Annotated in this window: 10 protein-coding genes and 1 pseudogene; all 11 read left to right on the plus strand. The window is 74.2% G+C overall.

All coding sequences use genetic code 11. From position 1 onward, the window contains the following. Positions 1–499, plus strand: a pseudogene (locus ABZS51_RS35200) (hypothetical protein); the annotation flags it as partial. Further along, positions 496–3,867 carry a penicillin-binding transpeptidase domain-containing protein gene (locus ABZS51_RS35205; protein ID WP_355450433.1) on the plus strand — a complete coding sequence of 1,124 codons (3,372 nt, stop codon included), beginning with the start codon at positions 496–498 and terminating at the stop codon, positions 3,865–3,867. The pseudogene ABZS51_RS35200 and the gene ABZS51_RS35205, both read left to right, overlap by 4 nt. Before the next feature lie 40 nt (positions 3,868–3,907). Beyond that, positions 3,908–5,440, plus strand: coding sequence for a UDP-N-acetylmuramoyl-L-alanyl-D-glutamate--2,6-diaminopimelate ligase (locus ABZS51_RS35210; protein ID WP_355450436.1), 1,533 nt, complete (start codon positions 3,908–3,910; stop codon positions 5,438–5,440). After that, positions 5,437–6,888, plus strand: coding sequence for a UDP-N-acetylmuramoyl-tripeptide--D-alanyl-D-alanine ligase (gene murF / locus ABZS51_RS35215; protein ID WP_355450439.1), 1,452 nt, complete (start codon positions 5,437–5,439; stop codon positions 6,886–6,888). Before ABZS51_RS35210 ends, murF begins: the two co-directional genes overlap by 4 nt. Then, complete coding sequence (gene mraY / locus ABZS51_RS35220) at positions 6,885–7,940, plus strand: phospho-N-acetylmuramoyl-pentapeptide-transferase (protein WP_310709324.1); 1,056 nt, start codon at positions 6,885–6,887, stop codon at positions 7,938–7,940. Before murF ends, mraY begins: the two co-directional genes overlap by 4 nt. Further along, positions 7,937–9,337: a UDP-N-acetylmuramoyl-L-alanine--D-glutamate ligase gene (murD, locus tag ABZS51_RS35225; RefSeq protein ID WP_355450442.1), complete on the plus strand. Its 1,401-nt coding sequence runs from the start codon at positions 7,937–7,939 to the stop codon at positions 9,335–9,337. Before mraY ends, murD begins: the two co-directional genes overlap by 4 nt. 77 nt (positions 9,338–9,414) lie before the next feature. Continuing rightward, positions 9,415–10,644, plus strand: a complete 1,230-nt coding sequence (gene ftsW / locus ABZS51_RS35230; protein WP_355450481.1) for a putative lipid II flippase FtsW — start codon at positions 9,415–9,417, stop codon at positions 10,642–10,644. 9 nt (positions 10,645–10,653) lie between these two features. Then, positions 10,654–11,730, plus strand: coding sequence for an undecaprenyldiphospho-muramoylpentapeptide beta-N-acetylglucosaminyltransferase (gene murG, locus ABZS51_RS35235; RefSeq protein WP_310709322.1), 1,077 nt, complete (start codon positions 10,654–10,656; stop codon positions 11,728–11,730). Next, positions 11,727–13,127: a UDP-N-acetylmuramate--L-alanine ligase gene (gene murC, locus ABZS51_RS35240; RefSeq protein WP_355450446.1), complete on the plus strand. Its 1,401-nt coding sequence runs from the start codon at positions 11,727–11,729 to the stop codon at positions 13,125–13,127. Before murG ends, murC begins: the two co-directional genes overlap by 4 nt. A 237-nt stretch (positions 13,128–13,364) precedes the next feature. Further along, complete coding sequence (locus ABZS51_RS35245; protein WP_355450449.1) at positions 13,365–14,027, plus strand: FtsQ-type POTRA domain-containing protein; 663 nt, start codon at positions 13,365–13,367, stop codon at positions 14,025–14,027. Positions 14,028–14,406: 379 nt separating this feature from the next. Then, positions 14,407–15,819 (plus strand): cell division protein FtsZ, encoded by a 1,413-nt coding sequence (gene ftsZ / locus ABZS51_RS35250; RefSeq protein ID WP_355450452.1) that lies wholly within the window; start codon positions 14,407–14,409, stop codon positions 15,817–15,819. Positions 15,820–15,880: the final 61 nt, after the last annotated feature.

The raw sequence follows: 15,880 nt of genomic DNA on the forward strand, positions 1-15,880 counted from the left end.
CGCCGGCCGGGCCGTCCCGGCGCGCCGCCGCCAGCGGGCGCCGTTCGTGCTGCTCGTCGTGGGGCTGCTCTGTGGCGGCCTGGTCAGCCTGCTCCTGCTCAACACCGTGCTCGCGCAGGACTCGATCACCGCCTCGCGGCTGCGCGGCGAGATCGCCGCCGCCCGCCAGCACAACGAGCGGCTCAAGCAGCTGATCGAGCAGGAGACGCAGGCCGACGTCATCGCCAGGCGTGCCGAGGACCAGGGCCTCCACCTCGACAACACCATCAACCCGCTCACCCTGGGCGACAAGGGCACGGGCACCGCCGCCAAGCCGGCCACCGGCACGGGTACGGGCGCCGACACCGCGACCGGCAAGCCCGGCGCCACGGCGGAGTCCGGCACCGGGACCGGCGGCACGGCCGACACCGGTGCCACGACCAGCGGCACCGCCGACAGCACCGCAGACAGCGCGGCCGACACCGGGGCCGACGCCGGGCGGGTGGGCCAGACCCGGTGAGCACCACAGGCGGCAGGGGCCAGGGGCCCGGCCGTGGCGGGGGCGGCGCCGGCTCTCAAGGAGGGCCCGGCGCCGCCCGTCGTACGTCCGGCGGCCCCGGCCGGTCGGGAAGACAGGCGGGCACGGCCCGTTCGGAGGGGGCGGACCGTCCGCCGTCCGACGAGCGGCGCGACCCGCGTAAGCGGCCCGACCCGTTCGACCTGCCTTTCGACCTCTCGTCCGGCCCGTCCGGCGACGACGCCGACGACCAGCCCCGCGGCCGTGCGCCGCGGGGCCGCGCCCCGCAGGACCCGCGCACCCGCCAGGACCCGGCGACCGGCCGCGACCCCGCACGCGGCCGCACGCGCCGCGACCGTGACGACGACGCCCAGGACGCTCCACGTGGTCGTACGCGCCAGGATCGGGACGGGGAGCCCCAGGACCTTCCGCGCGGCCGTCTGCGCCGCGACCGCGACGACGACGCGTCAGGCGCCGGACGCGGCCCCACGGGCCGGGACCGGGACGACGACCCGTCGGACGTGCCGCGCGGCCGTACCCGGCGGGACCGTGACGGGGACCCGCAGGAAGCTCCACGTGGGCGTCTGCGGCGCGACCGGGACGACGAGCCGCGGGACCTCCCACGCGGCCGGCTGCGTCAGGACCGGGACGGCGATTCCCGGGACACCCCGCGCGGCCGTGCGCCGCAGGACGAGGTCCGCGGGCGGTCCGCCGACCGCCGGCCGGCCGACCGGTCCGGCGGCCGGGCGGCCCCGGACCGGATGACCGGCCGGCCCGAGCGGGACGCCGGAGAGCGCAGCTCCCGCCACGACGACGAGACCCCGGACTGGGACCCCCTCGCCGGCTCCGCCCGCGCCCGGCGCACGGCGCGGGGCCGCGACGACCTCCCGCCCGTCCGCGGGGCTCACGACGACGCGCCGCCGGCCCGCGCCCGACGCCAGGACGACGGTGACGGCCCCCGCGCCCGCTCACGCCAGGAGGCCCCGGGCCGGGCCGCCCGCGCCCGGCAGGACGACGACGCCCCTGCCGGACGGGGTCGTACGCGCGCGCAGACCGAGGGGCCGGCCGGACGGGACCGCGCCGACGCCGGGGAGCCGGGCGTCCACGGCCGTGCCCGCCAGGACGGGCCGCAGGGCACACGCGGGGCCGCCCCCCAGGACCGCGACCCCCGCGACCGGGCCACCGCACGCGACCGCGCCACCGCCCAGGACCGCGCCACCGCCCAGGACCGCGCCAGGGACCGGGAGCGGGAACGGGACCGCGACAGGGACCCGCGTGGCCGCGGGCCCCGAGATCCTCAGGACCGGGGCGCGCACGACCGCGACCCGCACGACCGCGACCCGCGGGACCGTGGCGCCCGAGATCGGGCCGCCCACGGCAGGTCACCGCAAGGCAGGGCCGCTCAAGGCAGGCTGCCCCAGGACGGCCAGGAGCGGCTCAGGGGGCGCGCGCCCAAGGACGGCCCCGGCGGGCCACGGGGCGGCGCTCCCCGCCGCGGCGGCCCCTCCAGCCCCTTCGGGCGCGGCCTCGGCGCGCTGCTCCAACGCGCCGCCGGAGGCCGCGACGGTGGCGGCCGCGACGGTGGAGGCCGAGGTGGCGGGCGCAGGCCGCCGTCGTCCCGGCCCGCCAAGCCACCCCTCGTCCTGCGTCTCGGCAGCCCGCGCCGGCGCATCAACGTGGGGCTCATCGGCATGACCTTCATCCTGTCGATCTTCGCCGGCCGGCTGATCCAGATGCAGGGCCTCGACTCCAAGGTGTACGAGGCGCGGGCCGCCGACCAGCGCCTGCAGACCCAGCAGATCCCCGCCAAGCGCGGCACGATCACCGACGTCAACGGCCACCCGCTGGCCGTCACCGCCGAGGCGCGCGAGATCGCCATCGACCCCACCGTGGTGTCCGTCCCCGCGCGGCCCATGGTCGCCCAGGCCCTCGCCGCGCACCTGGGCAGGACCGAGCAGGAGATGGCCGCCAAGCTGGCCCAGTCCGGCACCCGCTACCAGTTGCTGGCCCGGGACGTCGACCCGGTCGTCGCGAGCCGCCTGCTGAAGGCCGGCGTCCCCGGGCTGACCGCGAAGAAGACCTACCGGCGGCTCTATCCGGCGGGCGACCTGGCGGGCAGCCTCATCGGATTCGTCGGTGACGAGGGCAAGGGCCTCGGCGGCATCGAGGCGACCAAGAACTCCCTGCTGGCCGGCCGCGACGGCGAGCAGCGGGCCGAGACCGGCCGTGACGGCCAGCCCATCCCCATGACCAGCACCCGGCGCACCGCCCCGGTGGACGGCCGCGACGTGCGGCTGACCATCGACCGTGACATCCAGTGGGCCGCCCAGCGGTCCCTCACCGAGCAGGTGAAGGAGGCCGGCGCGAGCAGCGGCACCGTCATCGTCATGGACGTCCGGACGGCGCAGATCATCGCCATGGCCAACAGCCCGGAGCTCGACCTGAACAACTGGAGCAAGTCCCCGGCCAGCCTGTACGTCAACCGGGCCGCCGCCGACGTGTTCGAGCCGGGCAGCACCAACAAGGTCATCACCGCGGCGGCGACCCTGGAGGCCGGCGTGGTGAGCCCGGACACGGTCTTCCAGGTCAAGGACAACATCCAGTGCGCCGACCGGGTGCTGCGCGACGCCCACCCGCATCCGGCCGAGGCGATGACGTTCCGCGAGGCCATGGCCCAGTCCAGCAACGTCGCGACCATCATGGCCGCCCGCAAGATCGGCAGCGAGCGGCTCTACCGGATGCTCAAGGCGTTCGGCTTCGGCGCGGCGCCCGGCGGGGGCGTGCCCGGCGCCGGGGCCGGGCTGCTGCCCGACTACAAGACCTGGTCCGGCAGCCAGAGCTGCACGGTCGCCTACGGGCAGGGCGTGTCGGTGACCGCGCTGCAGATGGCCAGCGTGTACCAGACGATCGCCAACGGCGGCGTGAAGATCGACCCGCAGATCGTCGCGGGCACGACCGACGCGTCCGGGAGGTTCGTCCCGTCGGCTCCGGGCAGGAAGACCCGGGTGGTCAGTGAGAGGACCGCCAAGGAGATCGGCACCATGCTCGAGGCCGCGGTGAGCGCCCAGGGCACCGGCGAGCTGGCCGCCATCCCCGGGTACCGGGTGGCGGGCAAGACGGGTACCGCGGACCGCTACGATCAGCAGTTGGGCCGTTACGACGGCTATACTGCGTCGTTCGCGGGGTTCAGCCCCGCCGACGCGCCGCGGCTCGTGGTGCTGTCGGTGCTGCAGAACCCGAAGAACGGTCACTTCGGCGGGCAGATCGCCGCGCCCGTGTTCAAGGATGTGATGACGTTCGCCATCAAGAGCAGGAAGATCCCGCCAACGGGTTCCGCCGCGCCCGCGGTGCGGACTCGCGCGGGACAGTGACCGGGAAAGGTACGCTGCCGCCGTGCGTCCCCCGTCGTCTATGCGTCCAACGACCAGTCCGCCCCGTCCGCTGACCGGGCTGGCGACCATGCTCGACGCCGAGCCCGGCTCGGCGAGGTCGCCCCACGCCGCGCTGACCGGCGTCACCATCGACTCGCGCGAGGTGCGGCGCGGCGATCTCTACGTGGCCCTGCCCGGCCGGCAGGCGCACGGCGCGGCCTTCGCGGCGCAGGCCATGGCGAGCGGCGCCGCGGCCGTCCTCACCGACGAGGCGGGCCGTGAGCAGGCCGTCGCCACCGGGCTGCCGGTGCTGGTCGTCCCCGATCCGCGCGCCCTGCTCGGGCAGATCGCCTCCTGGGTGTACGGCCAGCCGGCCCACGACATCCAGGTGCTCGGCGTGACCGGCACCAGCGGCAAGTCCACCACCACGTTCCTGCTGGAGGCCGGGCTGCGGGCGGCCGGCCACACCACGGGCCTGGTGGGCGGCGTCGAGATCCACGCGGGCGGCCTGGAGTTCGTGCCGCGGCTGACCACGCCGGAGGCGTCGGACCTGCACGGCCTGTTCGCCCTCATGCGGGAGCGGGGCGTGACGGCGGCGGCCATGGAGGTCTCCAGCCACGCGCTGGCGCTCGGCCGGGTCGACGGCGTCTTCTACGACGTGGCGCTGTTCACCAACCTGTCGCAGGACCACCTCGACTTCCACAAGGACCTCGACGACTACTTCTCCACCAAGGTGCGGCTCTTCCAGCCCGAGATGTGCCGCGTGGGCGTCACCAACCTCGACGACCCGCACGGCCGTGAGCTGTTGTCGCGGGCCAAGGTGCCGATGACCACGTTCTCGGCGCTCGGCGACCCGCAGGCGTCCTGGCGGGCGCTCGACACGCGGCTCGGCGCGGACGGCAGCTCGTTCCGCGTGGTGGGCCCCGGCGGGGTCGAGGCCGACGCGCAGATCGCGCTGCCCGGCCCGTTCAACGTGGCCAACGCGCTCGGCGCCGTCGTCACGCTCGTCGAGTCCGGCGTGCCGCTCCAGACGGCCGTCCACGGCGTCGGCACGCTCACCGGGGTGCCCGGCCGCATGGAGCGGGTCACGGGCGCGGGCGACGAGTTCCAGGCCGTCGTCGACTACTCGCACAAGCCCGGCGCGGTCGAGTCGGTGCTGCTCTCGCTGCGTGAGGTCACCGCGGGCCGGCTCACGGTGGTGATCGGCTGCGGCGGCGACCGTGACACCGGCAAGCGGCCGCTCATGGGCGAGGCCGCGGCCCGGCTGGCCGATGTGGCGATTTTCACCAGTGACAATCCCCGTTCCGAGGATCCGCTGGCCATCCTGGCCGCGATGATGGATGGAGCGCTCCGCGTTCCGCAGCAGGACCGCGCTCATGTGATCATTGAGCCTGACCGCGCGGCCGCGATCGAGCTGGCGGTCGGCCGGGCCGGCCGCGGCGACGTAGTCGTGGTGGCGGGCAAGGGCCATGAGCAGGGTCAGTACATTTCAGGCGAGGTGATCCCCTTCGACGACCGCGAGGTCGTCGCCCGGGCGATCGACGCACGCAAGGAAAGCAGGAAGCACGCATGATCCCGTTGCCTCTGGCCAGGATCGCCGAGATCACCTCGGGGGCCCTGTCGGGCATGGCCGACCCCCGCGCGGTGGTCCGCGGTCCGGTGGTGATCGACTCACGGGACGTCGGACCGGGATCGCTGTTCGTCGCCTTCGCGGGCGCGCGCGTCGACGGTCACGACTACGCCGCCCAGGCGGTCCGGGCCGGAGCCGTCGCGGTGCTCGCGAGCCGGCCGGTCGACGCGCCCGCGGTCGTGGTCCCCGACACCGCCGCGGCGCTGGCGGCTCTGGCCACCGCGCACGCCGCTGCGCTGCCGGACGCCACCGTGGTCGGCATCACCGGCTCGGCCGGCAAGACGACCACCAAGGACCTGCTGGCCCGGCTGACGGCCCGCATGGGGCCCACGATCGCGCCGGTCGGCTCGTACAACAACGAGATCGGCCACCCGCTGACCGTGCTCAAGGCCGACCACGAGACCCGGTTCATGGTGCTGGAGCTGAGCGCCCGCAACATCGGCCACATCCGCGCGCTGACCCGCATCGCGCCGCCCCGCATCGGCGTGGTCCTCAACGTCGGCACCGCCCACCTCGGCGTGTTCGGCGGCAAGGAGGCCATCGCCAAGGCCAAGGGCGAGCTGGTCGAGGCCCTGCCGCGCACCGGCGTCGCCGTGCTCAACGCCGACGACCCGCTGGTGCGCGAGATGGCCTCGCGCACCGAGGCGCGCGTCACCCTGTTCGGGCGCTCGCCGGAGGCCGCCATCCGCGCCGAGGACGTCACGGTGGACGAGCGCGGCCGCGCCTCGTACACGCTGACCACCCCCTCCGGCTCCGCGCGGATCTCCCTCAAGCTGTACGGCGACCCGGCGGTCGAGAACTCCCTGGCCGCCGCCGCGGCGGCCTACGAGCTGGGCCTGCCGGTCGCCACCATCGCCGCGGAGCTGAGCGAGGCCACCCCGCGCAGCCGGTGGCGGATGGAGGTCACCGACCGGCCCGACGGCGTGACCGTGATCAACGACGCGTACAACGCCAACCCCGACTCCATGCGGGCCGCCTTCGCGGCGCTCGGCACGCTCGGCGGCGGCAGGCGCCGCTTCGCCGTCATCGCCGCCCTGCGGGAGCTGGGCGAGGACGGCACGGCGCTCAACACGGACCTGGGCCGCCTGGCGGGCGGCGCGGGCCTGGCGGGGCTGGTCGTCGCCGGCCCGGACGCCGCCCCGGTGCTGGAGGGCGCGTTCGCGGCGGCCGGCGGCCACGGGGCCGCCGCCGAGCCGCGGGAGAGCCACACCCAACTGACGGACATGTCCGGAACGGGCGACATGCCGATCGTGCACGTTCCTGACGCGGAGGCCGCCGCGGCGCAGGTGTCGCAGTGGCTGCGGCCCGGCGACGTCGTGCTCGTCAAGGGGCCCCGCGCGATGAGCCTCGAGAGGACGGCCGAGCTGCTGCTCGGGGGTGCCACCCAGTGACCAACATCATCATTGCCGGCGCGGTGGGACTCATCCTGTCGATGCTCGGCACCCCCCTGGCCATCCGGCTGCTCTCCCGTCGTGGCTACGGCCAGGAGATCCGCGAGGAGGGCCCGTCCGGCCACTACGACAAGCGCGGCACCCCCACCATGGGCGGCATCGTCATCGTGCTGGCCTCGCTGCTGGCCTACGGCGGCTCCCACCTCGCCACGCTGGCGCCGCCGACCGTCTCGGGCCTGCTGGTGCTGTTCCTGATGACCGGCCTCGGCGCGGTCGGCTTCCTCGACGACTTCATCAAGATCTACAAGCAGCGCAGCCTGGGCCTGCGCAGCGGCGCCAAGGCGCTGGGCCAGCTCGTCGTCGGCGCCGTCTTCGCGGTGATGGTGACGCAGCAGGCCAACGTCTACGGCATCACGCCGGCCGAGACCCGCCTGTCGTTCCTGCGCGACTTCGGGCCGTCCATCGGTCTCTTCGGGTTCACCATCTGGGTGCTGATCATGATCGTCGGCTTCTCCAACGCGGTGAACCTCACCGACGGCCTCGACGGCCTGGCCAGCGGCGCGACCGGCGTGGTCCTGGCCGCGTACGTGCTGATCGGCAACTGGCAGCTGCGCAACAACTGCATCGACCAGCTCGGCCCGAACTGCTACTGGGTCCGCGACCCGCTCGACCTGGCCGTGGTGGCCGCCGCCGTGCTCGGGGCGCTGATCGGGTTCCTGTGGTGGAACGCGCCGCCGGCCAAGATCTTCATGGGCGACACCGGGTCCCTGGCGCTGGGCGGCGTGCTCGCCGGCCTGGCCATCGCCACCCGCACGCAGCTCCTGCTCATCATCCTCGCCGGGCTGTGCGTGATCATCACCCTGTCGGTGATCATCCAGGTGGGCTCCTTCAAGATGACCGGGAAACGCGTGTTCAGGATGGCGCCGCTCCAGCACCACTTCGAGCTGAAGGGCTGGGCGGAGACCACGATCGTGGTCCGGTTCTGGCTGATCGCCATGCTGTGCGCGGCCCTGGGCCTCGGCCTGTTCTACGTCGAGTGGATGCCACGGTGAGCCCGGTCCCGTCATCGGCACAGGGCGTCACCTGCGTCGCCGGGCTCGGCGTCTCAGGCATCGCCGTGGCCGAGGTGCTGGCCGCGCGCGGGGAGCAGGTCGTGGTCGTGGAGGCCGCCGAGGGGGAGCGCCAGCTCCGGGCCGCCGCCGAGCTGGCCCCGCTGGGCGTCGAGGTGCGCTTCGCCGCCGCGGGGCTCCCCGAGGGCGTCACCCGGCTCGTCACCACCGGCTGGGCGCCCCACCACCCGCTGATCGCCGCCGCCCTCCGTGCGGGCGTCGAGGTGGTCGGGGAGGTCGAGCTGGCCTGGCGGCTGCGCCCGGCCGGCGCGGCCCCCTGGCTCGCCCTGACCGGCACCAACGGCAAGACCACCGCCGTGCGCATGCTGACGTCCATCCTGCTCGCCTCCGGACGCCGGGCGCTCGCCGTGGGCAACGTCGGCGAGCCCGTCATCCGGGCCGTCACCCGTACCTCCGGGGAGCCGTACGACGTGCTCGCGGTCGAGCTGTCCAGCTTCCAGCTCCACTGGTCGGGGTCGCTGGCCCCGCTGGCCGCCGCGGTCCTCAACGTCGCCCCGGACCATCTCGACTGGCACGGCTCGATGGAGGCGTACGCCGCCGCCAAGGGCCGCGTCTTCGAGCGGGCCGGCACCGTCGTCTACAACGCCGACGACCCCGAGGCCGCCCGGCTGGCCGAGCCGTACCCGGGGGCCGTCGGCTTCACGCTGCGCGTGCCGAGGCCCGGGCAGGTGGGCGTGGTCGAGGACCTCCTCGTGGACCGGGCGTTCGTCGCCGACCCGGTGGAGGCCGCCGAGGAGCTGGCCACGCTGGCCGACGTGCGGCCGCTCGCCCCCCACAACGTGGCCAACGCCCTGGCCGCCGCCGCGCTGGCCCGCGCCGCCGGCGTGCCGGCCTCCGCCGTACGGCAGGGCCTGCGCGACTTCGTGCCCGACCCGCACCGCATCGCCCATGTCGCCCGGATCGGCGAGGTGGACTACGTGGACGACTCCAAGGCCACCAACCCGCACGCCGCGGCGGCGGCCCTGTCGGCCTACCCGTCGATCGTGTGGGTCGCGGGCGGCCAGCTCAAGGGCGCCGACGTGGACGACCTGGTGCGCCGGGCCGCCCCGAGGCTGCGCGGGGCCGTGCTGCTGGGCGCCGACCGGGGCGTCATCGCCGAAGCACTCGCGCGACACGCCCCGAATGTCCCCGTCGTGGACATCCCCGCCCAAGACACTGGTGCGATGGACAGAGTCGTCACCGAAGCCGCCCGCCTGGCCCGTCCGGGCGACACCGTGCTGCTCTCCCCGGCCGGCGCGTCGCTCGACATGTTCGCCGGGTACCCGGCCCGGGGGGAGGCCTTCGCGCGTGCCGTACGCGAGCTGAAGGCCGCCACGTGAGCGCCACCACCGAGGACCGGCCGCGCCGGAGCGCCGTCGAGGGGCCGTCCGGCTGGGCGCGCGAGCACCTCGCGTCGCTGCGGGAGCTGCTGGGCAAGCCGCTGACCACGTACTACCTCATCATCGGGTGCAGCGCCCTGCTGCTCGCGCTCGGGCTGATGATGGTCCTGTCGGCCTCCAGCATCGAGGCGATGCAGAAGACCGGCAACCCGTTCTCCTGGTTCATCAAGCAGTCGTTCTCGGCGGCGCTGGGCGTGCCCGTGATGTGGGCCTGCTCGCGGCTGCCGCACCGGTTCTTCCGGTGGGCCGGCTATCCCCTGATGGCGCTGTCGATCATCGCGCTGGTCATGGTGCTGTTCATCGGCTCGTCCGAGCTTGGGGCGCAGCGCTGGATCTACGTCGGCCCGCTCACCCTCCAGCCGTCCGAGCCGGCCAAGCTGGGCCTCGCGCTGTGGGGGGCCGACCTGCTGGCCCGGCGGGCCCGGCACGGGCGCATCGAGTGGCGGCACATGCTGATCCCGCTCATGCCCGGGACGGTGATCCTGGCCGTCATGGTCATGCTCGGCCGCGACCTCGGCACGACCCTCGTGCTGTTCATGATCTTCCTGGCGCTGCTGTGGGTGGTGGGGGCGCCGATCAAGCTGTTCGCCGGCATCCTGGCCCTCGCCGTGCTGGCCGCCATGATCATGATCAAGGTCGAGCCGTACCGGATGGCCCGCATCAGCTCGTTCCTCGACCCGTGGGCCGACGCGCAGGGCTACGGCTACCAGGCGGTGCAGGGGCAGATCGCGATGGGCTCCGGCGGCTGGTTCGGGCTCGGCCTGGGCAGCAGCCGGGCCAAGTGGAGCTGGCTGCCCCACGGCGAGAGCGACTTCATCTTCGCCATCCTCGGCGAGGAGCTCGGCCTCATGGGGACCCTGGTGGTCGTGGCGCTGTTCGGCCTGCTCGGCTACGCGGGGCTGCGCGTGGCCACCCGGGTCAACGACCCGTTCGTCCGGCTGGCCGCCGCCGCGATCGTGGCCTGGATCGCCGGTCAGGCCATCGTCAACATGGGCGCCGTCCTCGGCGTGCTGCCCATCACCGGCATCCCGCTGCCCCTCGTCTCGTACGGCGGGTCGGCCCTGCTGCCCACGCTCGCCGCGCTCGGCATGCTGCTGTCGTTCGCCAAACGCGAGCCGGGCGCCCGCGAGGCTCTCGCGGCCCGTGGCCCCGGACCGGTCCTCCGGGCCCTAAGCTGGCTGGGCCTGGGAGGCATCGCCAGAGGCAGGGCACGGCGCCAGGGCACGACGGTCGGGGCACGACGGTAGGGAGTGGACATGAGGGTGGTCCTCGCCGGGGGCGGGACGGCCGGCCACATCGAGCCGGCGCTCGCCCTTGCCGACGCGCTGCGCCGTCTGGACCCGGCCGTCGGCATCACGTGCGTGGGCACCGAGCGGGGCCTGGAGACGCAGCTCGTCCCGGCCCGCGGCTACGACCTGGACCTCGTGCCGGCCGTTCCGCTGCCCAGGGCGCTCACCCCGCGCCTGCTCACGGTGCCCGGCCGGCTGGCGGGCGCCGTCAACGCCGTCGCCGCGGTCCTCGACCGCGTCTCGGCCGACATCCTCGTGGGGTTCGGCGGGTACGTCGCCACGCCCGCCTACCTGGCCGCCAAGCGGCGCGGCCTGCCGATCGTCGTCCACGAGGCCAACCCGCGCCCGGGCCTGGCCAACCGGCTCGGCGCGCGGCTCGCCGACCACGTCTTCAGCGGTTTCCCCGAGCCGGCCCTGGCCGGAGCCGCGTACATCGGCACCCCGCTGCGCCGCGAGATCGCCACCCTGGACCGGCTGTCCACGGGCGACAAGGCCCGCTCCTGGTTCGGCCTGGAGAACGACCGGCCCACGTTGCTCGTCTTCGGCGGCTCGCGGGGCGCGCGGTCGATCAACCAGGCGGCGCTGGCCGCGGCCCCCGCCCTGCGCGCGGCCGGCATCCAGGTGCTGCACGTGCTCGGCCCGGACAACGTCCCCGACCACGAGCCGCCGCCCGGCGACCCGCAGTACGTCCTGCTGCCGTACGTCGACCGCATGGACCTGGCCTACGCCGCGGCCGACCTCGCCCTGTGCCGGGGCGGGGCGCTCACCTGCGCCGAGCTGACCGCGGTGGGGCTGCCCGCGGCGTACGTGCCGCTGCCCCACGGCAACGGCGAGCAGCGGCTCAACGCCGAGCGCATCGTGGCGGGCGGCGGCGGGTTCGTGGTCGACGACGCGGACCTGTCCCCCCAGTGGATCGTCCACCACGTGCTGCCGATCCTGCGCGACCCCGAGCGGGTCGCCGTCATGTCCGAGGCGGCCTCCCGACTGGGGCGCAAGGACGCCGATATCATGCTCGCAAGGAAAGTCTTGGAGATAGCCGGATGAGTCTGGTCAAGCTGGTCGATCCCATCGCCGCCGAGGAGCTGGGCCGGGTGCACTTCATCGGCATCGGCGGCGCGGGGATGTCGGGCATCGCCCGCATCCTGATCAAGCGCGGCGTGCGCGTGTCCGGGAGCGACGCGCGCAGCAGCGACCTCGTGGGCGAGCTGCGCCGGCTGGGCGCCACCGTCCACATCGGGCACGCCGCCTCCCACATCAAGGACGTCGACACGGTCGTGGTCTCCACCGCGATCCGCGACTCCAACCCGGAGCTCGGCGAGGCGCTCAGGCAGGGGCTGCGCATCATCCCGCGGGCCGCCGCGCTCGCCTCCGTGATGGCCGGGCGCACCGCCGTCGCCGTCGCCGGCACCCACGGCAAGACCACCACCTCCTCGATGCTCACCGTGGCGCTGCAGAAGTGCGGCGCCGACCCGTCCTACTGCGTCGGCGGTCAGCTCGTCACCACCGGGCTCGGCGCGGACGAGGGCTCCGGCGGGGTGTTCGTCGCCGAGGCCGACGAGAGCGACGGCTCGTTCCTCATGCTGGCCCCCGACATCGCCGTGGTCACCAACGTCGAGGCCGACCACCTCGACAACTACGGCGACCCGCGCGCCGTCCACGACAGCTTCGCCCGCTTCGCCGAGCGGATCGGCTCGCTGCTCATCGCCTGCGCCGACGACCCCGGCGCGGCGGAGCTGGCCGAGACGGCGCGGGCGCGCGGCCTGCGCGTGCGCACGTACGGAGCGGCCGGCGACCTGCGCGTGACGGACGTGCGGCCCGACGGGTTCGGCACGAGGTTCACCATCGAGGGGCGCGGTGACGTCCGGCTGGCCGTCCCCGGCGCTCACAACGCGCTCAACGCCACCGCGGTGATCGCCGTGGCCGACGAGCTGGGCCTGCCGTTCGAGGAGATCAGGGACGGGCTCGCCGCCTTCGGCGGGGCCAAGCGGCGCTTCGAGTCCAAGGGCGAGGCGGGCGGCGTCGCCGTGTTCGACAGCTACGCCCACCACCCGACCGAGCTGGCCGCCGATCTGCGGGCCGCGCGCGACGTCGTGGCGTCGTACTCCGGCGACGGGCGGGTCGTCGCGATCTTCCAGCCGCACCTGTACTCGCGTACCCGGTTCTTCGCCGACGACTTCGGCACGGCGCTCGCGCTGGCCGACGAGGTGATCGTGCTCGACGTGTACGGCGCCCGCGAGGACCCGGAGCCCGGGGTGTCGGGGGCGATGGTCGCGGGCCGCGTGCCCCTGCCCGCCGAGCGGGTCGCGTACGCGCCGGACCGGTCCGCGGTGCCGTCGCTGGCGGCCTCCCGCGCCCGGCCGGGCGACATCGTGCTGACGATGGGGGCCGGCGACGTGACCGAGCTGGGCCCGCAGATCCTCGCGGAGTTGTCCGGCCGCTGACCCGCCCCTCATGCGCGGGGGAGGGACGGCTCCGGGCGCGCCTCGGGCGGTACGGGCGGGATGCGGCGTAAGTTCGGTCCCACGGCTGCTCCGGCCCGGAGATCGGCGATGTCGTCCTTGAGCCGGCGGCCGTGAAACCGGGTGTCGTGAAGCCGGATGTCGCGGAGCCGGATGTCGTGAAGCCGGGTGTCGTGGACCGGGTGTCGTGAAGCCGGGTGTCATGGAGCCGGGAGAGTGATGAGGGCGCGGACGGCGTTGCTGGTGCTGCTGACGGTCGGGGTGGTGGGCGTCGCGGCGTGGCTGGTGTTCTTCTCGCCCGTCCTGGGCGTCCGATCCGTGGAGATCGTGGGAAATCTCACAGTGCCCCAGGACCGGGTCAAGGAGAAGGCCGCCGTTCCCGCCCTTCATCCGCTGGCCACGGTCGACCTGGACGAGGTCGAGGCGCGCGTCCTGACCCTCCCGCAGCTCGCCACGGCCAAGGCCGACCGCGTCTGGCCGGGAACGCTGCGCATCCAGGTCACCGAGCGGCGGCCGGTCGCCTCCCTGCCCGTGGGCGGCCGGGCGGCGCTGATCGACGGGCACGGCGTGGTGATCGAGGTGAGGGATCTGGCGCCGGCCTGGCTGCCGGTGCTCAAGGTCGACCGGCCGGCCGCGGGCGACCCGGCGACGATGGCGGCGCTCAAGGTCGTACAGGACCTGCCCCGCTCCCTGTCGGGAAAGGTGCGGCAGGTCCGCGCCACCACGGCCGAGGGTGTGTCGCTGGAGCTGACCGACGGGCGCACGGTGTTCTGGGGCGGTGCCGAGCGCGGCGAGGAGAAGGCGCGCATCCTGGCGCGCGTGCTGGGCCGCAAGGCGGACCTCTACGACGTCAGCTCGCCGGACGTGGTGACGCTCAAGTGATCTTATCGCGGACATCCGGTAATGATCCTTACCGATCTTCCCCGCGAGGCGTTTCCGCCGTCCGATCAGGGCGTGCGCGGGTGAGTCGCCGCGCCGGTACACGGCGGCGGCCCGGCCGTGAGAGCCTGTACGCGGGACATGCGGCGGAGGAGTGCCCCGACCTGGCGAGACCGCGGAGCGAATCGGACAGCCCGCGACACGCCGGACGTGATTGCGGCGCGGTTAGTTGACCCGCCCGGAGCGTACTCCTACTGTCCGTATCAATCCTCAGGTTGACATAAATCTAAATCTCAACTTGAGGTTGAGACTTACTCGAACTGAAGAACGCGGAGACATCCGCACCGAAATGGCAAGTAAACGAGCGGAAAGGCCCCTCGTCGTGGCAGCACCGCAGAACTACCTCGCGGTCATCAAGGTTGTCGGCATCGGCGGCGGCGGAGTCAACGCCGTCAACCGGATGATCGAAGAGGGACTCAAGGGCGTCGAGTTCATCGCGATAAACACCGACGCCCAGGCGCTGCTGATGAGTGACGCCGACGTCAAACTCGACGTGGGCCGCGAGCTCACGCGCGGACTTGGCGCCGGCGCCAACCCCGACGTGGGGCGCAAGGCGGCGGAAGACCACCGTGAGGAGATCGAGGAGGTCCTCAAGGGGGCCGACATGGTCTTCGTGACGGCGGGCGAGGGCGGCGGCACCGGCACGGGCGGCGCGCCCGTCGTGGCCAACATCGCCCGCTCGCTCGGCGCCCTCACCATCGGCGTCGTCACCCGGCCGTTCAGCTTCGAGGGCCGGCGCCGCGCCATGCAGGCCGAGGCCGGCATCGAGACGCTGCGCGACGAGGTCGACACCCTCATCGTGATCCCCAACGACCGGCTGCTGTCGATCTCCGACCGTCAGGTGAGCGTGCTCGACGCGTTCAAGGCGGCCGACCAGGTGCTGCTGTCCGGTGTGCAGGGCATCACCGACCTGATCACCACGCCCGGTCTGATCAACCTCGACTTCGCCGACGTCAAGTCGGTCATGTCCGGCGCCGGCTCGGCGCTCATGGGCATCGGCCACGCGCGCGGCGACGACCGCTCGGTCGCGGCGGCCGAGATGGCCGTCTCCAGCCCGCTGCTGGAGGCCAGCATCGACGGCGCCCACGGCGTGCTGCTGTCGATCGCGGGCGGCTCGGACCTCGGCCTGTTCGAGATCAACGAGGCGGCCCAGCTCGTGTCCACGGCCGCGGCGCCCGACGCCAACATCATCTTCGGCACGGTCATCGACGACGCCCTGGGCGACGAGGTGCGGGTCACCGTCATCGCCGCCGGCTTCGACGACGTGCCGCCGCCGGTGGAGAAGCTGCCGCGCCCGCAGAGCCGTCCCGCCCAGGCCGCCCCGCCGGTCTCCTCGCCGGTACGGCCCAGCGTCGCCCCGCCGACCGTGAAGGCCGAGCCCGCGCCGCGCGTGGAGCCGCGCACCGAGCCCCGCATGGAGCCCCGCATGGAGGCCCGTCCGGAGCCGAGGACCGACTTCCGGCCGGAGCCGCGCCCCGAGCTGAGGGCCGAGCCGCGGCCGGAGCTCCGGGCCGAGCCGGTGCGACCCGTGGAGAGCGTCCCCGAGCCCGCTCCCGACCCCGAGCCGGTCGTGGCCGAGGAGCCGCCGAGCCCCGTGTCGATCCCGCGCCCCACGCCCGAGCCGACCAACCCGCCCACCCCGATCAGCTCCCGCATGTCGGAGCCGGCCAAGCGCCGACCGGTCGTCTTCGAGGAGCAGGAGGAGGAGCTCGACGTCCCCGACTTCCTGAAGTGACCGTCGTGCCCTCGCCGCTCCGCTCCCGCTCCAGGGGTACGGCGGAGCGGCGCCGCTGTGT

Origin of the sequence: Nonomuraea sp. NPDC005501, assembly GCF_040605905.1 — a bacterium.
GTDB lineage: Bacteria > Actinomycetota > Actinomycetes > Streptosporangiales > Streptosporangiaceae > Nonomuraea.